This is a genomic window from Trichlorobacter sp. (genome assembly GCF_030247655.1).
Lineage (GTDB): Bacteria > Desulfobacterota > Desulfuromonadia > Geobacterales > Pseudopelobacteraceae > Trichlorobacter.
In genome coordinates, this window is record NZ_JAOTRZ010000010.1 from 18,500 (window position 1) to 36,630 (window position 18,131).

An 18,131-nucleotide genomic window follows, 5' to 3' on the forward strand; every position below is an offset into this window, starting at 1 on the left:
TGTCTATCGCTCATGAAACGCTGTATCTGCTGCGAGATAGATCGGCTTGAGCAGATACTGCATGACTGATTTGCTGCCGGTGGCGATGTCGGCCTCGCCGGTCATACCGGGTATCAGGCGATGTTTTACGTTGCCCACATACGGTTTACTCAAAGCAATTTCGACCTTATATAGGGGCATGCCGTTTTCCTTCATCTTGGTGGAGGTCGGCGCAACGTTCCTGACCTTCCCCTCTATGGAGCCAAAGCGTGCCGAGTCAAAACTGTCGATCTTGATCGAGGCCCGCTGGCCGGTCTTGACGAAACCGATATCGCGGGGTGTGACCATCACATCCATAATGAGTTCCTGTCCGGCAGGTACGACCACAGCAACGGTGCCACCTGCAGGAATCACGGCTCCTTGAGCTGTCTGCGGCAGGTCCATTACAATACCGTCAATGGGTGACCGGATATCGGAGCGGTCCAGGCGGGAACTTACCGCATTCTGTTCTGCCAGCAGTTCGTGATACTGCTCGGTCAGTTTGCTCAGCTCACCGCTCAGCTGTTGGTTGAGCTCCGCCCGCAGACGGCGGACCTCAGCATCAGCGCCGGACAGGGTGCTTGTGGTACTTTCGGAACGAGTCTTGAGTTCATCAAGCCGCTCCTCAAGGCTGATCAGCTGCTGACGGGCGTCACTCAGCGCCAGCTTGGTGACCACGCCACGCCGCGCACCCTCTTCAAGGCGGTTCAGGCGTTCGCGGGCTTCACGCAGTTCACGCCCGACAATCTTGCGTTCACGCTCAGACCCGGCCAGTTGCGACCCCTGTTGCCCGACTTCACTCCGTTTTGCTGCCAGGGCAGCCTCGCGGCTGGCAATCTGCGCCCTGTAGCTTACTTTGGCCTGTTCAACCAGCAACGGATAGTTTTTGGTGTATTTTGAAAAATTCGGCGAGCGACTTTCCAATATGGCCATCATCCGTTCACGGTCGATCTCATTGGCGGCGACCTTGGCCTTGGTCTGGCTGTCAAGCTTGTCAAAATCGGTTGATGAGAAATCAACCAGAAGCTGACCGGCTTTGACCGTATCGCCTTCCTTGACAAGGATCCTGTTGATGGTGCCCCCCATACGGGTCTGTAGCACCTGCACATGCCCGCCAGGCTGGACTTCGCCCCTGGCCCGAGCCAACTCATCAACATTGGCCGCCAATGACCAGACGACAAAGATCAACACAAGCAGCGTAATGCCGAACATGGTGCTGCGCAGTTTTTTAGTCTGCCCACCATCACTCAACAGGTAGGTGATCGGGGTTGCATCTCGTGTATCGCCTGCGATGACCTGGATTATTTCTGGGGACTTTTCGCTGTTGTTCATGGTGGTATCCTTATGCTTCTTTTTGTGTTGGTGGAGCAACAGGGCCGGAATAGACAAGGTTGCCTTCGTTTAACAAGACGATTTCATCGGCTCGCTGGATCAGATCGGGGCGGTGGGTTGCCAGGATGATGGTGGTCGTACCACGCAGCTCCTCAAGCAGGGTAATCATGTACCCGTCAAGCTGAGGGTTGCGAACCCGCAACGGATCGTCCAGTAGCAGCAATTTGGGGTTGCCCATGATGGATGCTGCCAGACGCACGACAAAACGCTGGATAATGGCATCGCGGTCTTCACGCCACGGTTCCATCTTCAACTCCAGTGCTGCGGCAGGACCATCAGCGCCGATGAGACGCCACCAGTCAGGGCCGCCGACACGCTGGAGAGCCTCGAACATCTGGTCATCGCTGGCCGCCGGACAGCGCAGGCTCATCATATTGCGCACAGTCAGTGGCAGGGTGGGTATTTCCTGGGGCAGATACCCCAACCACGAGCGATAGTCTGCAAGATCAAACTGCCTGATATCCTGGCCGCCAACAAGCACCCTGCCGTTTTGCGGCTGGAATAGTCCGGCAAGCATGTCGAGCAGGGTTGTCTTGCCGGCACCGTTCGGTCCGGTTACCGCTACGAATTTACCGGGATCGATCTTGAAGCTGATACCATTCAGTGCCGGTTCCCGCTCAGCGCTGTAACGGTAGAAGAGGCGATCTGCTGTGACTTCTGCCGTCAGCACGCTAACCGGCGAAGTGCCCTGAGCCTTTTGCAGTTCACCGGTGGCGGTCATCAGGCGGTCAAGCTGACGGCCGGAATCAAGCAGCTGTTTAATGCGGACTTTGGCTGTAAATGCTTGCTGTGCCGGTACTGTCACCTTCCAGATCAGCATCATGGTGGCAATCAGTCCGCCGCTGGTCATGTTGTTGCTGAGCACAAGCAGTACGCCGACACCCATGGTAGCCAATACGGTCAGCATGCCCAGCGAATTACCAACACTCTGTACCAGGCTGTTGGCAAGTGCATAGTCACGATTGGCCTCGACTGTCTGGGCAACCAGTTCAGCCAGATGCTGGCGGCTGAGCGAGGAACCGGGTACACCACGCAGTGTCCGCAACCGGCTGGCAAGAACCGAGGTCAGGTCGTTGAATTTGCGAGAAGCACGCCCCATTTTTGCGGCATGGCTTTCGATGTAGCTTGAAAACGGAATTGAAAGCCCGGCAAAAACTATCAGAGAAATAATCGGCACCACCACAACCCAGCCGCCCATAATTCCGATGGCGATCAGGAATACCGGTATCATCGGATAGTCAAAACTGATCAACCCTCCGGCACCACCAAAGAACTGACGCACCCCTTCTACGGAACGGAGGCGGCTCAGGTTGTTATCGATACCAAGCCGCGCGGAGACATCTACCGGCAGACCAAGGGTCTTGCGCAGCGTGGCTGCACCAATTTTTGAACCGGCCCATGCAGTCAGGTCCGCCAGAATCTTTGAGCGGGCTACGCGCAGCCACCATCCCCCCAGGATGGCAATGGCGACGCCTGTGGTCAGGGTCCAGAGGGTGCCGGTGGCACCGCCCGGAATGACCGTGTTGTAGACGTTCATGGTATAGAAGGAAACGCTCAGCAGCAGCAGGTTTACGACCAGGCTTATCAGTAAGACACCGATCAGCTCCCTGCGCGCTGAAACCATGAGTTTTTTCAGCCAGCCCAACTGCGGGAGATCTATCGGCATGCTCTCAATGTCATTCTCAATCAGCAGCAGCGTATCGCCGGGCTTTGGTGCATATGCGGAGCAGACTGCGGCCCCGTCGTGCCACCAGTCAATCCCGTGAAGCCTGCCCAGATAGATAAAACAGTCGGAGCCGGAGAGGATCACGCTGGCTGTGGGCAGTGCATCCAGACCGTTCTTCCAGGCAGACCATGTCGTACAGTCTACACTGAACCCAAAACCCTGGATCAGTTCGCAGTACTGCGACAGAGACAGGTCGTCTCCCTCAGCCGGAAGGTGTTCAAGAACGGCTCTCGGGGCGCCAAACCAGTCCAGGGCGACCAGAAGCGGTGCCAGGCTGCGTGCCAGTGCAGATGCTGCAAGCCGCTTGTACCCGATCACCTGATTGATGGCGGCGATCCTGCTCTCTTCGCGGGTAAAATCGAGGCGCTGACCCAAAGCCATTTCTGCGGCGGTTGCACTCATGCCAGTTCCCCCCTTTTCCCAATCTGCACGCTGCGGGTGCAGACCTCCTGCAACGGCTCACGGTAGGTTGCCATGATGACGGTGGTTGCCCCCCGCAACTCCTGCAAAAGCGCAGCAAATCGCTTGATGCCATCTATGTCCATGCCACTGGCGGCGTGATCAAGCAGCAGGATTTTCGGGCGGCGGACCAATGCCCTGATCAGGGCTATTCGCTGATATACCCCTTCATCAAGATGCTCTGCCGTAGCAGGGCCTACCTCGGTCAGAATGCCATGACGCAGCCTGTTGAGATAGGGCTGCAGCCCCAGCAGTTCGCAGTATCGTTCGGCTTCTTCGTTGTAGCGGGGGTCGTAGAGGGTCAGGTTATTGAGTATTGATCCCGGCACCAGGGCCAGGTGGCGGGTTACCAGCATGACGCTGTCCCGGTATGCCTGATGGCCATAAGCCGCTATCCTGTGGCCGTCAATGGTGATGGTAATTTCTTCATCCTGCGCAAGGCCGGCAATCTTTGATAGCAGTTTTGAAGCATCACTGCTCTCTTCGGTGTTAAGCAGTACCAGCTCACCCGGTTCTATCACCACTTGCTTCTTTGACCAGGCCGGCATATCAATGCACAGCCTGCCATCACCAAATGTCCGCAAGGCTGCTTCTGGTCCCGTGTCCGTCAATGCAAAGGCAGGGCTGAGCGGCAGCGCAAACAGCTCATCAATCTTGGCCTGCGCCTCGGCGGTGCGGGCCAGTTGCGAAAAATAACCCAAACCGGCCATGGTCGGCCCGATCGAACGGCCTGCCAGCATGGTGCAGGCAGACAGGGCACCGGTAGTCAGCCTGCCGTCCATGACCATCCCGGCACCAAAGGCTACCACCAGAACCGTTGAAAGGTTGGAAATCGTGGCATTGTTTTCACGCAGAAAACCCAGCTTGCCCTCCAGTTTTGCCTGGGCGGCCATATAGTTGTCATTCATGCTTCGGTAGAGCTGATTGATCCGGCCTTCCGCACCCAGAGACTTGATTCGCAGTAGACCGGCAAAAATTGACCAGGCAAAATCCTTGCGCTCACGGTCAAATGCCTCAACCTTTTCTGAAGACTGCTCAATCCCTTTGTTGATCTGCAGCGTTGCCGGTAGTGCGCAGCAAAACAGAATCAGGGGGAAGATCACCAGCCAACCTCCGATATGCCAGATCAACAAAAGGTAGATAACCGCAAAGGGCACTTCATACAGCGATACACCGGCCTGACCTGACCAGAAATCACGCATCTGGCTGACTGCCCGCAGGGTCTCACTGACATAGGAACCACCGCGCTTTTCAACCTCTGCCACATCAACCTCAAGCAGATGATTGAGCATGCGGGTAATGGTCTTGGCCTCGTAACGGGCCCCGAAGGTGACGAAAAGACGGGTTCTGCCGTAGCGCAGCATGAGTTCCAGCACCACTGCCGCGGCGACACCGGCCACAAGCACCGCAACGGTGCCATAGGATTTACCCGGCAGAATCCGGTCGTAAATGTGTAGCAATGCCAGCGGCAAGGCCAGGGCAAGCAGGTGAATGACCACGGTGACGGCAAGCACATCCCACCTGAACACCGTCATCTGAGAAGCAAGATGCTGATAATCAACAAGTTTTTTCTGCATATCCTCTCACTTTCACATCGTGGAACCGAGCTGTCATGGAATTTGTGTAAAGTTATTTTAGTTAATTTTTAATTTTTAGCATAGATTTCCACATGTTCAAGTTTTGTTTGTATAGTAAAAGATATTAATTGTCTAGTTTGTCTTGAGTGGGTTTGAAGGTGTGAAATATTCACATCTGATGACAGCGCATATGAAGGGATGCAAGCTTTTGGGGGTGGTCGTTTGAACTAATGTCTGGTCAAGAATTAGATAAGCAGTCAGTTCTGGCTGTTCGCCTAAAAGACAAGGATATCTAACTGCTTAAAAAGAACTCTACCCTGTGACCATGCTATGGTTGGAGTCGTTTTTCATGGTGACTGCTCAATAAGTCAAAATTGTATGGTCACACCGCGGTCACAGAATGGTCACAGGTTTGTAAAAGACAAACAAAAAGGGTTAGCCTTGTGAGCTAACCCTTTGTTTTTATTGGAGCGGGAAACGAGATTCGAAAGCTACCAGTTTACAGTTTACAGAACCCATAAAACCACTTATTTGAAGTAACTTCCGCATCTTAGCCTCGCCGACCAACGTCCATTTAAGTCCATCAAAATATGGTGAAAGCCACCCGGTTGGTGAAAGCTGGGTGAAAGTTTTCAGGCTACCTCTACCCCATGTTCACGTATCTCATGAATCAGGGGAACCCATGTATCGTTCTTGTATGAGTCAGCTGATACAGGCACCGGATGGAGTCTGGCGTCAATCCTCCAGGCAAGCTGCATCAGCATTTTGCCCTCGTTAAATCTGTCCCTGCCAAAGTCATTGGATATAATGGCTATATCAAGATCACTGTCAACCGTCTGTTTGCCGGTGGCAAAGGAACCGTACAAAAGGGCTTTGTCAACATGGACACCCTTTGTTGATACGGCATCTACCAGCCTGATTACTATATCTCTGATTTCTTTCGTAACCATTTGTAAACTTTCTTTATCTCTTTGTACTTCTCAGCAGCTAATTCTTTGGTGCATTTCTGGTAAAAATCCATCTTCACATCAGGATACCGCGCTTCAGTGTGGAATTCAACTCCAGTCCAAAGATCTCATTTCCAAAAATGTGAGCCTTAATCATTCAAGTTCTGCACGAAAATGAGTTAAACAAGTCAAAACTAGCGGATTATTAGTAAATCTTCGTCCAGTCCATAACGAAACACGTCAATCCGCTCGCTGCGCTGCGACACAAAGTCACCGGTCATCACGGGGAGATGGAATGGTACAAACGCCGGATTGTTCAGGAGCAGCCCCAATGCTCCCTTGCCCTCCGGGGTGGCTAGGAGTGCGGATTCTAACATCAGAATGGCCAGATTTTCATCGGTAATGCTCATCAGACGGCTTTCTCGTAGCAACCCTTGGCCTCAGAATCCTTCAATATTCCCCATGAAACAAAAGAGCGGATAACATAAAGGAGCTAAAAAGTTAACGCTACAGCTAATGTTCTGCATCCTTGCCATGAGTGCCGATCAGTTGCTCAAAGTAGCTGGTTACTGATTGTCAAAGACCAAAAACAGGAATTTGTTAGAGCAGTACGTCCAGATTCCGGGTTGATATCACTAAAAACGATCAGGCCCCTGCTTCAGGTTGGCTCTGGTGAAAACAGAGCCGCACGCTACCTCTGTCTGTTAATTTTCAAGACTTTCGTAAGAAGCTAAAATTACAGTTTGAATCTGCCTACCAGTCCTTCAAGGTCATTTGATAACTTTGACAGCATCGAAGCCGCATCAGCGGTTTCATGGGCTCCGTTGGCGGTCTGTTGTACCACGTCGGTAATTTGATGGATGTTGGTAGAGATCTCGCCGGTTACGGCGGTCTGCTCCTCCGCAGCTGTGGCGATCTGATGCACCTGCATGGTCACCTCGTTGATCCCCTCCAGGATCTGCTGCAGTGCCTCACCTGAGCGGCGTGAGCTGTCCATCCCCCGCTCTACCTCTGCCACCCCCTGTTCCATGGAGCTAACGGCGCCGCCGGTCTCCTGCTGGATCGCCTTGATCATCTCGCCTATCTCTCGAGTGGCGCGGGTGGTCCGTTCGGCAAGTGCCCGGACTTCATCGGCCACAACCGCAAAACCGCGCCCCTGCTCACCGGCACGGGCTGCCTCAATGGCAGCATTCAGGGCCAGCAGATTGGTCTGGTCAGCAATATCTTCAATGGTACCGACAATAGCACCGATCTGGTCGGAACGAGCCCCCAGTGCCTCTACGGTATGGGCTGATTCACGTACCTTGTCGGCAATCTGTTCCATTCCGCGTAGCGTTTCCTGCACCACTTCAGCTCCGTTATTGGCCATTTCACTGGCCCGGTTAGCGATGTCCGAGGCCATGGAACAGTTACGGGAGATATCGTTTGAAGTCGCGGACATCTCTTCGCTGGCGGTTGCTACCGTTGCGGTCTGGCAGGCCACCTCCTCTGCAGCAGTGGCGATCTGTTCTGCCGTACTTTGCAGTTGGTTTGATGCGGTTGCAACCTGTACTGTGGTGTTTGATGCTTGGCTGATAATGGAGTGGATATTGTCAACAAAACGGTTGAACCAGCTTGCCACTTCGCCAAATTCATCTTTGCGGCCTGTTTCCAGACGACGGGTCAAGTCACCTTCTCCTTGGGCGATATCCTGCAGCATCTCCACCAGGGATTTTAGCGGGGAAGTTATACTGCTGACGATCAGGAGCGAGAGCAACAATGTCAGGGCACCCATGACGCAAGAAAAACTGACGCTCAGGATCAAGGTAGTCCGGGCCGTTGCATTCAGCTTTTGGGCCTGCTGCAGAATCTCCAGGGCCAACCCGTCTTCGATGCTCTTCATCAGTTCAATCTTAGCGGTAATGGCACTGAACCAGACCGGTGCCTCAATGCCAAAATTCCCGTCCATCCCTTTGGCAAGAACAGCATTGCGCAGCTCATCAACTTTTTTGAACTGCTCGGAATGCTCCTTGCTGTCATACAAGGCAACCGCCGTATCAGAACCAAACTTGCGAAATCCTTCCATAAAGCTGCGCTGGGCCGAGAGAATGGCAAAGATCCGCTGGTAGGTTTCAGGGTTAAAGGAGTTACCTGCAATCACCGCATTCAGGGTAGCCCGTTCCTTGCCCATCTCTTCCTTAACCTTTGAAAAGGCAAAGTAGGATATGGCAGACCTCATCAAATCAGGATTCTGACTGTTACGACCCACTGCGGCAACTACATCCAGGTAGGAATAGTTGATGGCGGTATAGAAGGCAAAGGAGTCCTTGCCTTCGATGTTCAGACCATCCACCTTGCTGCGGATTTCCTGCAGTTTCTCCTTTTGTTTTGCGGCAGCATCGAGTGCTGCCTTTACCACGTCAGCAGCATCGGGATTGGCAACAATGTACGAGGCAAGCTGCTTTACCTGTTCGTCGGTCAACTGACGTTGTTTGAACAGATCATCTTTGAATTTCTCCCCCTTGGCATTAATAAACCCGGACGAGAGTCCCCGCTCCTTCTGCAGTTCATGCACCAGTGCACCGGTACGGACCGAAAGGCCGACCAGGTGCTCTGTCTTGGTCAGCGCCTGCATGGCGGCATACTTGTCCAGCATCTCGCGGCCGGAAAAGAAAAGCAGTCCCAGGACGGGTAATAGCAACAGCAACAGCAGTTTGGTCCGGATGGTAACATTCTTGAGCATGGAAAACCTCCTGATACGGAAAATGACGACACTTTAACAGGCCTGCATCGGATTGCCTTGACGCACGTCAAAAACCATCAAAACCGCACAGTACAAGCATGTCCTGACAACTGCAGAAAACGGGCTGTCGGTGTACCCCGACAGCCCGCCCCTATCGAGCATGGTGCTCTCTATCCATGCCCAACTACCATCTTTGCCGTTACTTCACTTCGCCGTAGGGGTCTTTCAGCTCCTGCTCAGGCTTGAACATCAGCTTCTTGGCGCCACGGTTGTTGGTGTATTTGGCCAGTTTAAGGTCAACTTTCACCGGTACATCAACGCCAGCTTTGGTCAGGGCCTGACGCAACAGACCGTCTGCTTTACCGGCATACATGGTGGCATCACCCAGAATACGCATTGCCTCGGTAGGGTTGTGGAAACCGATCGAGTTTTCAGCACCAAAGAACAGGTTACGGTAGAAGCCTTCTTCGTAGTAGTTCTTGGCTTGGTCATACAGTTTCTGATCGATCTGCTTGCCTGCTGCCTGCTGCTTGTGGGTCATTTCAAACAGTTTGGCAACGGTGGCAAGGGCATAGCCGGAACGGATGTACTGGGAAGCGGCACGGTCCTGGATGGTGAGTACCTGCTCTTTCAGCCATGCCGGGCTCTCGGTGTGACACTGCTGGCAGGCCTTGAAGTCATTTTTGAGCGGACTCATGATCCGGTGGTCAGATATTTTCTTGCTGCCCACCTTGGTGTACGGCATGTGGCAGTCAGCACAGGAAACACCAGCCATCCAGTGTACGCTCTGATTGGAATACATTTCAAATTCAGGGTGACGGATGTAGGCCAGTTTGAATCCTGTTACGGCCTGGGTCCACTCGCCGTAGGACTTGTCGCTGCGCATTTTCTTGATGATGTTTTCAATACTGATCTTGCCCCACTTGCTTTCGTCCCAGGGGAAGAAGACGTCCTGAGATTTCATGTTGGCATCTTTGGGGATGGTGTAGGTTACGTGGCACTGTGCACAGACCAGGGAGCGTTTGTCCTGGTTGGTCAGTTTGGTCTGATCGACTCCCATCTTGTCCAGTGCTTTTGAGAGGGTGAAGCCACGGGATATCTTAAGAGCCATATCATTGTTGTTGTGACAGTCAATACAGGTTACGCCCATTTCCTGATGCTCTTTGGGGATCTGGTTGACTGCATCGGCATAGGATTGTGAGAAGTAGGTGACACCCTGTTTCTGTGCCAGTTGGGGTGCGTAAGGGGTCTTGCAGGTCAGACAGGCGCCACCGCCTTTCAAGCGGGACGGATCGATGTCCTTCTGATCCTTCATCATATAGACGTGGCCACGTGGCTCGTTGTACTCGATCCCGAAGCCCCAGCCGTTAAACAGCAGGGCGATGAAGGGGTATTCAGATAGTTTGTCATAGACCTTGCCGCCGTCATTACCTTTTTTGTACTTGCTCTTGCCTTCGGGTGTGGGCAGGGCAGTGTCTTTCCAGGTCTGGTATTCTTCGGGGTAGTTTTTGCCCCAGACAGCCGGATCAATGGTACCGTCCGGAATTGGGGCGATTGTTGCCTTCTCCGTTTTGGGCGGCGAGCAGGCGGTAATCATGGTTCCGCATAGTGCGGCTGCCATGAGTGTTGCTATCAGTTTCATCTTCATACTCAATCCTCCTGGGTGATGTGGCATGGGTTAGTTAGTTGTGATTGCGCCGGTGCCTGTGTGGGTTATGCGACGGTGGCATTTCCAGCAGTCACGGGAGGTGTCCATCTGTGATACCAATGTTTCGTGACAGCGGATACAGTTGGCCTTGACCATTTTTGCACCGTGTTCTGACAGCTTGATCTTTTCCGGTATCTTGCCAAAGTTGAACACCAGTACGTCTTTCATGCCGTCAATGGATTTCCAGATGTAATGCGAGGCAACGCCTTCGTTAGGCAGGTGGCAGTCAACGCACTTTAACCGCCGGTGTGCACCGGAGTGCATAAAGGCGGTGTGCTGTGCTTCCATGACGTGACAGCTTGCGCAAAAGTCCGGTGTTTCTGACTTGGCCAGCAATTTAGGCGGACCCAGCATCAGAAACAGTCCGAACAGGCCGGCACAGACAGCGGCAATGGCTAATACCTTCAGCCGTTTACCACTAAAAAAAGTTCCCATCCCTTCACCCCCCTTCCCCTTGTTGATTCCAGATGAATAAAAACAGCGGAATGCCTCACAAAGCCTTCCGCTGTTTGCCGTCTCGGCAGAAACTATTTGCCCGCAATAATAGCTGCGACATCGTCAGCAACGGTGCCGATCGGCTTGATGTCGAAGTTTTCCACCAGCACCTTGGCTACGTTGGGTGACAGGAAGCCGGGCAGGGTGGGTCCGAGACGGATATGCTTCACGCCAAGGGACAACAGGGCCAGCAGCACCACCACCGCCTTCTGCTCGTACCAGGCGATGTCGTAGGAGATCGGCAGGTCGTTGATGTCCTCCAGGCCAAAGACTTGCTTCAGTTGCAGGGCGATATAGGCCAGGGAGTAGGAATCGTTACACTGACCGGCATCCAGTACGCGGGGGATGCCGCCGATGTCGCCCAGATTCAGCTTGTTGTAGCGGTACTTTGCGCAACCGGCGGTTAGTATGATGGTGTCGTTCGGAAGAGCCTGAGCCACTTCAGTGAAATAGTTGCGGGTAGTATGACGGCCATCGCATCCTGCCATGACCACAAAGCGCTTAACCGCTCCGGACTTGACCGCCTCAACCACCTTGTCTGCCAGTGCCATCACCTGATGGTGGGCAAAGCCGCCCACGATCTCGCCTTTTTCAATCTCAACCGGCGGCTGGCAGTTCTTGGCCTGGGCGATGATTGCCGAGAAGTCCTTGCGGCCACCCTTCTGGCGCTCGGGGATATGTACGGCGCCGGGCCAGCCGGCCATACCGGTGGTGTAGATCCGATCCTTGTAGGCATCCTTGACCGGTACGATGCAGTTGGTGGTCATCAGGATCGGGCCGTTAAAGGAGGCGAACTCCTTGTCCTGCTGCCACCAGGCGTTACCGTAGTTGCCGACAAAGTGGGGGTACTTCTTGAAGGCCGGGTAGTAGTTGGCCGGCAGCATCTCACTGTGGGTGTAGACATCAACGCCGGTGCCGACTGTCTGCTCCAGCAGGTCTTCCATGTCCCTCAGGTCGTGGCCGGAGATCAGGATACCGGGATTGGTGCGGACACCGATATTTACTTTGGTTATTTCTGGATTGCCGTATGTAGTTGTATTTGCCTCGTCCAGTAGTGCCATGGCGGTGACCGCCACCTCGCCGCACTTAAGCACCTGGGCAACCATCTCATCAACCGTCAGCTCCTGGGTGGTGGATGCCAGTGCCGAAACCATGAACTCGTAGATCTCTTTCTTCTCAAAGCCCAGCATTGCGGCATGCTCGGTATAGGCAGCCATACCTTTCAGGCCGTAGATCAGCAGCTCCCGCAGCGAGCGGACATCTTCGTTGGGTTGTGACAAAACGCCTACTTCTTTGGCCTTGTCAGCAAACTCGGCCTCGCTGCCGTTCCAGATCACACAATCCTGATTGCCGGTGAAGCCGGTTGCCAGTTTAAGGGAGTCCCGCTTGGCAAAGGCCTCTTTGACCAGCGCGGTGATCCGACTATCATCGAAGTTGGCGTTGGTGATGGTGGCAAAGAGTCCCTGGCAGACAAACAGACCGGTGGCATCCTCAAGTTTGCCCTGCTTCTGGGCCTCTACTGCTACGACGGCAATTCCTTTCAGGGCAAATACCAGCAGATCCTGCAGATTGGCGGTGTTTTCCTTTTTGCCGCAGACCCCGGCGATGGTACAGCCGGTCCCTTTGGCGGTTTCCTGACATTGGTAACAGAACATGCTCATGCTTTTTCTCCTTTGGTTGGTGGTAGTTGGGGTATGGAATGATGCGAGATAGTCAGTTTTTCTGAAACAACCATAGCGCAGTCCTGTTTGAAAAAAGGATGACGGGGTCAAAAATGTGTTGATTCGAAATAACCCCTGAGATTGGGTAAAAACAGACCACCAGCAGCCTTTGGCCGCTGGTGGTCTTCAGGTTCTGTCTACTTCTTGCTGGCTTTCTTCTTCATATCGTCTGCCATCTCACGGATCTCGGTCAGATCCTTCTTCATCTTGGCGTAGCCGTACCAGGTGGTGTAGTCCGGGTTCATATGGAATGCCCCCTGGAAGGTCTTCATGCGATGATCCATGAACATCTCGTACAGGGTCTGTTCGATCTTGGTGTCAACATCATAGAAGGTCAGCAGGTCGGGGTAGGCAAACGGCTGTCCGGCTTTCTGCTTGATGATCCCCTGCTGATACAGCTCTCCTACGATGCTGATCGCTTCACTGAACAGCTTGTCGGCTTCTTTGCCCATCTGGTCAGCATTTTTGAAGTTCTCTTTCACAAAATTAGGGCTATGGCACTGCTGACAGATCGCCACATACTTGCCACGCTCCTTGTCAAACTCTTCCTTGGTCAGGCGGGCAACTTTACCAGCCTTGACCACATCCAGACGACCGGTGGGCTTGCCGGTGGGGTCAAGCACGCCCATCCCCTTCAGGATAGTAGCGCGGTAGCCCATCCACTCAGCATCCGGTTCAGGCAGACGCACGGCCAGGAAGCCCCATGCCGACATGACACGATGGTTGCCGTTGGGCATATGGCAAGTCTGGCACTTGGGTGCGCGGTTCTTGGCGCCGGGGTTGATGGCGCGGTTGGTCAGGTAGGTGGTACCGTGTTTGGAGCCGGACCACATTTCCCACTGGGGATGGTCAAAGCCCATATGGCAGGTCTGGCAGGCCTCAGGCTCGTTGGCCTCGGCCTTTGAGAAGGCATGACGGGTGTGGCAGTTCTGGCAGTCCATGCCGTACTTGTAGTATTTGCGAGCTTCGGTCTCACGCCCTTTTGCATCAACAAGCCCCAGGGTGTGGCAGCCTCCGCAACCTTTTTGACCGGCCATAAATGCCTTGGGTTGATGGGGAGAGCGCGGCATGGCGTCCAGGGCAACCTGACCTAACACATGCCTGCCGTCCATATACTGGGCTGCCTGATCAGGGTGGCACTGTTTGCAGGTGGCGATGGTGGGCAGCTGTGCCTTGGCCACATCCTTCTCGCTGGTGTGCGCTGTACCGTGACAAGCCTCACAGCTTAGACTTTTGGACATTTTACCTCGATTAAAGTCCTTGACCATGGCCGGTGAGATCTTGGCATGGCAGGTCTCGCAGTTGGACGGTTTGGCCAGTGCCAGCGCCGGCAATAGTGCCAGACAGGCAACCATACTGATCAGCATGCTGCTTACCCGTTTGAACGTGCTCATCTCCACTTCCTCCTTTAACGTGTGAATGGAATATTCAGCACTATGCTGAATGTATACGTGTACTAAGTATGCAACACGTTTGACTAATGTCAAATTTACACAAAAAAACAGGTAAATAAACATTTACATGTGTGGTTAACATCTCACTAAACTTGACTAACAATGGCTTTGCGGTTATTTATGTAAATATGAAATCACAAATAGTGCAGGAAAAGAAGACTACCCAAGTGAGGCAAGCCGAGATTGTCCAGGCGGCTCTTGACGTGATCGGGCGCCTGGGGGTGAACGGTCTGACCATCCATGAAGTTGCGCTGGCTGCCACCATGAGCGAGGCAAACATCTACCGCCATTTCAAGAACAAGCAGGATGTGATCAGGGCTGTGGTTGAGTTTATCGGCGGTCAGGTCACCAGCCGGGCAGCACAGTTGGCTGGTTCAAGCGGCAAGCCGTTGGATAAGCTGGAGAAAGTAATCCTGGCCCATACCGGGATGATTGCAAAAAATCCCGGTATCCCACGGCTTTTGTTTTCTGATGGCGGTATGGTCACTGGCGGGAAGATAGCCCAGATCATGAATAGCCGAATAGAAGGATTTCTGGCTACCCTGACCGGGCTGATCGAGGCTGCCAGTGCTGAAGGAGCGCTGCGTGAAGGGGTGTCCGCACGGGAAACCGCTACCAGCATTGTTGGTATTATCCAGTTCTGTGTACTACGCTGGATCGGAAGCCAGGCCGAGGGCAGGCTGGTGGATGAGGTGACGCTGTTGTGGAATAACTTCAGGCGACTGCTGGAGCGTTAAAAAACAGCATATATTTTTTATCTGTCATGTGAATACATATTCACACCATAAAGGGAGTCGGATTATGCAACGTTTTGACTGCTGCCTGATAGCCGCTACTGTTGTGCTGGTGCTTGCAGTACCCCTACAGTCGTCTGCCAGCCCGTTAAGTCTCCGTGAGGCGGTCAGCCGAGCGGTAGCCAATAACCCGAGCCTGGCAGAGGCGCGCATAGCGGTGACCGTGGCTGAGAAGCAGCTGGAAGGGGCTGTCGGCAGACATTATCCCCGCCTAAGCCTTGAAGCATCAATTACGAAACGGTCTGAATCCACCGCCTTTGTCCCGGCCCAAAGCGCTACCATTGCGCCACGTTTCAGTGACAGTTACGCCTTTCTGGGGCCGGTGCTGACCCTGCCGATCTATAAGGGCGGACAGACCCGGACCGGGGTGCAACTGGCTGAACTACGTCACTCCATGCAGCAGGACAGTGCCGTTATCACCCGTAACGAACTGATCGCCAACACCGTGGCCACCTATCATAAGTGCCTGCAGTTGCAGGTGCTGGTTGAAGCATCAGGGCAGGCGGTACAGGCCCTGGCAGAACAGCAGAAGAATGCGCGGCTGCTGTTTGAACTGGGCCGGATTGCACGGGTGGACCTGCTGAAGGTTGAGGTGCAGGGGGTGAATGAGGAGCAGCGTCTGCTGGCTCTGCAGGAAGGGGTAAAGAATGCCATGAGCAGCTTGCGGGCGTTAATGGGAGAAGTGCTGGAACAGGATACTGACCCGTTACAGCTTTCTGACCGGCTTGGCCAGGCAGCCCAAAAAACCGACTTTAAGGCCGGACTGGCACTGGCGAGGAGCAAGCCAAAATTTCAGATTATTGCCAAAGCAGTTGATGATGCTGCCTTGAACCGCCGTCTTGCCCTGGGCAAACTACTCCCCTCGCTGACTGCCACAGCCGGCTACCAGCAGCAGGTTGGATTTAATCCCCACTACAGCGACGGCATCTGGTATCTGGGTGCCTCATTATCGCTGCCTGTTTTTGACCGCAGCAGCTATGCGGATCTCTCACGGGAGCGGTTGCAGCAGCAGCGTGCTGAACAGAAACTGCGGGCAGCAGATAACCAGCTGCGGCTCGACCTGCAACGGGCCTCGGCATCGCTGGTGGAAAGCAGCAAAAGAATTGCGGCAACCGCAAAGGCGGTGGAGCAATCCCGCGAATCGTTCAGGATAGAACAAGAAAAATATGGCCAGGGGGTTGGCACCATGGCCGACCTGCTCCTGGCCCAGTCAGCCGAGGCCCAGGCCATGGCCAACAACACCCAGGCGCTGTTTGACTACACCATTGCACAACTTGAGTGGCATAAAGCCAGTGGTGATATGGAGGTATACCTGCGATGAAACGCAAGCTGATGATCTTGGTGATAGTGCTGCTGGTCGTGGTGGCCCTGCTGCTGGTGAAAAAGAAGAAACAGAGTCTGGCAAGCCTGGCCAAGCCAGCGTTGGTCGCACCGGTGGTGGAAACCGGCAGCGTGCGTCAGGGAGAACTTGTGGTGAGACGAACCTATCTGGGGAGGCTTGAGGCTCAGACCAAAGCGGATCTGTCAGCCAGGATCACCGGGCATATCCTGAGCATCAGCAAGCGGGAAGGGGATCTGATAACTGCCGGTGAGCTGGTGATTACCCTGGACAACCGCGAGCTGCTGGAGCGGAGTCAGTCGGTGCAGTCGGAAGTACTAGCGGCAAAACAACGGTTAGCCGCAGCCCACAGCGCCCTTGAGACCCAGCAGGCGATCTATGGTCGTGATGAAAAACTGTTTAATGCCGGGGCCATATCCCGTGAAGCGCTGGAGCGCTCAAAAACCGCTCTTGACACTGCACGGTCCACGATGCAGGCCACAGAGGAAGGGATCAAAGGGATCGGCAGGCAGGTGGCTGCAGCTCAAACCCAGGCCGGGTATGGCCGGGTGACTGCCCCGTTCAGCGGCGTTGTGACCAGGCGCATGATGGAGCCGGGAGATCTGGCAGTGCCGGGTAAGCCTATTCTGACTATTGAGCAACAAGGGGCCTGCAAGGTGCTGGTACAGGTGCCGCAAGAGGCATTAAGCAGTCTGAAAAAAGGTGACAGGGCGTATTTGAAGCAGGCTGGAAGTCAACCCCTGACTGCTGCAGTCAGCCGGATTTATCCTGCTGTGGGGGCAAACATGCTGGCCGGTCTGGAGATCGGTCTGGCAGAGCCGCCCTTTGGCCTGCCAACCGGCGCTTCACTGACCGTAGAGCTGGCCGGGAGCAGGGTGAACGGATTTCTGGTTCCGGAACAGGCTCTGATTCGTACCGGCGTTGCTACCGAGCTACGGGTGATCAATGGCGGTCAGGTGCAGGTCCGCCAGATAACTCTGCTGGGTGTACAGGATGGCACTGCTGTCGTGCAGGGCGGAGTTAAGGAGGGTGATACCGTTGCTGTTGGCCAGGAGAGCCGCCTGCGAACCCTGGCAGAGGGAATGCGGGTAACTGCTGTTACAGGGACACAGCCATGACCATGATGGAACGGATACTGGCCCGTCCACACCTGGTGCTGGCCACGGTGCTGCTGCTATCGGTGGTGGGTATAATCGGCTACTTCAAGATGCCGTTTAATCTGTTTCCTGATTCGGAACGGCCCCAGATTACAGTGGTTACGGTTCAACCGGGAGGGGCCGCTGCTGATCTGGAAAACGACATCAGCCGTTTGATTGAAAAAGAGCTGGCAAGCCTTGATCTGGTCCGCAAGGTAACCAGTACCACCAAGGATGAGGTTTCGGTAGTCAGCGCAGAGTTTGAGTACGAAAAGGGGCTGGATGCGGCTGCCACCGATGTGGTCAATGCCCTGGGCAGAATCACAGCCAGGCTGCCCCGTGAGGCCCGTCCGCCACAGCTGTTCAAGATCAGCCAGGCTACCCAGCCGGTGATGACCCTGGCCCTATCTCCGGCCAACGGCTCAGGCATGCCGCTGTCCCAGATCCGGCAACTGGCTGAAAACCGGATCAGGGAAGAGCTGTTGCGAGACCCGCAGATTGCCAATCTGGAGCTGTTCGGTGCTCACCAGCCCGAACTGGCGGTAACGATCGACCCGCAGCGGATGAACCGATTCGGTATCGCCATCAGTGAGGTGTTGGGGGCGCTGGCGGCCCAGAACCAGAATATCCCCCAGGGGATGGT

General features: G+C 54.3%; 14 protein-coding genes. 4 read left to right on the plus strand and 10 right to left on the minus strand.

Features of this window, described 5'->3' with window-relative positions; translation table 11 throughout:
- Positions 1-3: 3 nt before the first annotated feature.
- The 10 genes from OEL57_RS01645 to OEL57_RS01690 form a co-directional block, all read right to left on the minus strand.
- A complete protein-coding gene (locus OEL57_RS01645; protein ID WP_300736161.1) occupies positions 4-1,350 on the minus strand; it encodes an HlyD family type I secretion periplasmic adaptor subunit in 1,347 nt (448 codons plus the stop codon).
- Positions 1,351-1,360: 10 nt separating this feature from the next.
- On the minus strand, positions 1,361-3,538 hold the full coding sequence (locus OEL57_RS01650) for an ATP-binding cassette domain-containing protein (protein ID WP_300736163.1): 2,178 nt from the start codon (positions 3,536-3,538) through the stop codon (positions 1,361-1,363).
- Positions 3,535-5,172, minus strand: coding sequence for an ABC transporter transmembrane domain-containing protein (locus tag OEL57_RS01655; protein WP_300736166.1), 1,638 nt, complete (start codon positions 5,170-5,172; stop codon positions 3,535-3,537). Before OEL57_RS01655 ends, OEL57_RS01650 begins: the two co-directional genes overlap by 4 nt.
- A gap of 632 nt (positions 5,173-5,804) precedes the next feature.
- Entirely contained in the window at positions 5,805-6,122 is a 318-nt protein-coding gene (locus tag OEL57_RS01660; RefSeq protein WP_277057572.1) for a nucleotidyltransferase domain-containing protein, read from the minus strand.
- A gap of 191 nt (positions 6,123-6,313) precedes the next feature.
- On the minus strand, positions 6,314-6,529 hold the full coding sequence (locus OEL57_RS01665) for a hypothetical protein (protein WP_277057573.1): 216 nt from the start codon (positions 6,527-6,529) through the stop codon (positions 6,314-6,316).
- 326 nt (positions 6,530-6,855) lie between these two features.
- Positions 6,856-8,841, minus strand: coding sequence for a methyl-accepting chemotaxis protein (locus OEL57_RS01670; RefSeq protein WP_300736174.1), 1,986 nt, complete (start codon positions 8,839-8,841; stop codon positions 6,856-6,858).
- Between the two features lie 199 nt (positions 8,842-9,040).
- Positions 9,041-10,483: an ammonia-forming cytochrome c nitrite reductase subunit c552 gene (locus OEL57_RS01675; RefSeq protein ID WP_300736197.1), complete on the minus strand. Its 1,443-nt coding sequence runs from the start codon at positions 10,481-10,483 to the stop codon at positions 9,041-9,043.
- 36 nt (positions 10,484-10,519) lie between these two features.
- The gene (gene nrfH, locus OEL57_RS01680) at positions 10,520-10,984 is read right to left on the minus strand and encodes a cytochrome c nitrite reductase small subunit (RefSeq protein WP_300736177.1); all 465 of its coding nucleotides are present in this window, start codon (positions 10,982-10,984) and stop codon (positions 10,520-10,522) included.
- 92 nt (positions 10,985-11,076) lie between these two features.
- Positions 11,077-12,705, minus strand: coding sequence for a hydroxylamine reductase (gene hcp / locus OEL57_RS01685; RefSeq protein WP_300736180.1), 1,629 nt, complete (start codon positions 12,703-12,705; stop codon positions 11,077-11,079).
- Positions 12,706-12,902: 197 nt separating this feature from the next.
- Complete coding sequence (locus tag OEL57_RS01690; protein ID WP_300736183.1) at positions 12,903-14,159, minus strand: multiheme c-type cytochrome; 1,257 nt, start codon at positions 14,157-14,159, stop codon at positions 12,903-12,905.
- Between the two features lie 188 nt (positions 14,160-14,347).
- Here OEL57_RS01690 and OEL57_RS01695 point away from each other — a divergent pair, with 188 nt between their 5' ends.
- From OEL57_RS01695 to OEL57_RS01710, 4 genes are all read left to right on the plus strand, one after another.
- Positions 14,348-14,956 carry a TetR/AcrR family transcriptional regulator gene (locus OEL57_RS01695; protein ID WP_300736186.1) on the plus strand — a complete coding sequence of 203 codons (609 nt, stop codon included), beginning with the start codon at positions 14,348-14,350 and terminating at the stop codon, positions 14,954-14,956.
- 64 nt (positions 14,957-15,020) lie between these two features.
- Positions 15,021-16,334 carry a TolC family protein gene (locus tag OEL57_RS01700; protein WP_300736189.1) on the plus strand — a complete coding sequence of 438 codons (1,314 nt, stop codon included), beginning with the start codon at positions 15,021-15,023 and terminating at the stop codon, positions 16,332-16,334.
- On the plus strand, positions 16,331-17,470 hold the full coding sequence (locus OEL57_RS01705) for an efflux RND transporter periplasmic adaptor subunit (protein ID WP_300736192.1): 1,140 nt from the start codon (positions 16,331-16,333) through the stop codon (positions 17,468-17,470). Before OEL57_RS01700 ends, OEL57_RS01705 begins: the two co-directional genes overlap by 4 nt.
- Positions 17,467-18,131: efflux RND transporter permease subunit (locus OEL57_RS01710; RefSeq protein ID WP_300736195.1), on the plus strand; the 665-nt coding region annotated here is incomplete at its 3' end. The genes OEL57_RS01705 and OEL57_RS01710, both read left to right, overlap by 4 nt.

What these genes read in the sequence shown, in the direction of transcription:
- OEL57_RS01645 (WP_300736161.1), bottom strand. Translation starts at nt 1,350, where the DNA reads ATGAACAACAGCGAAAAGTCCCCAGAAATAATCCAGGTCATCGCAGGC.
- OEL57_RS01650 (WP_300736163.1), bottom strand. Translation starts at nt 3,538, where the DNA reads ATGAGTGCAACCGCCGCAGAAATGGCTTTGGGTCAGCGCCTCGATTTT.
- OEL57_RS01655 (WP_300736166.1), bottom strand. Translation starts at nt 5,172, where the DNA reads ATGCAGAAAAAACTTGTTGATTATCAGCATCTTGCTTCTCAGATGACG.
- OEL57_RS01660 (WP_277057572.1), bottom strand. Translation starts at nt 6,122, where the DNA reads ATGGTTACGAAAGAAATCAGAGATATAGTAATCAGGCTGGTAGATGCC.
- OEL57_RS01665 (WP_277057573.1), bottom strand. Translation starts at nt 6,529, where the DNA reads ATGAGCATTACCGATGAAAATCTGGCCATTCTGATGTTAGAATCCGCA.
- OEL57_RS01670 (WP_300736174.1), bottom strand. Translation starts at nt 8,841, where the DNA reads ATGCTCAAGAATGTTACCATCCGGACCAAACTGCTGTTGCTGTTGCTA.
- OEL57_RS01675 (WP_300736197.1), bottom strand. Translation starts at nt 10,483, where the DNA reads ATGAAACTGATAGCAACACTCATGGCAGCCGCACTATGCGGAACCATG.
- nrfH (WP_300736177.1), bottom strand. Translation starts at nt 10,984, where the DNA reads ATGGGAACTTTTTTTAGTGGTAAACGGCTGAAGGTATTAGCCATTGCC.
- hcp (WP_300736180.1), bottom strand. Translation starts at nt 12,705, where the DNA reads ATGAGCATGTTCTGTTACCAATGTCAGGAAACCGCCAAAGGGACCGGC.
- OEL57_RS01690 (WP_300736183.1), bottom strand. Translation starts at nt 14,159, where the DNA reads ATGAGCACGTTCAAACGGGTAAGCAGCATGCTGATCAGTATGGTTGCC.
- OEL57_RS01695 (WP_300736186.1), top strand. Translation starts at nt 14,348, where the DNA reads ATGAAATCACAAATAGTGCAGGAAAAGAAGACTACCCAAGTGAGGCAA.
- OEL57_RS01700 (WP_300736189.1), top strand. Translation starts at nt 15,021, where the DNA reads ATGCAACGTTTTGACTGCTGCCTGATAGCCGCTACTGTTGTGCTGGTG.
- OEL57_RS01705 (WP_300736192.1), top strand. Translation starts at nt 16,331, where the DNA reads ATGAAACGCAAGCTGATGATCTTGGTGATAGTGCTGCTGGTCGTGGTG.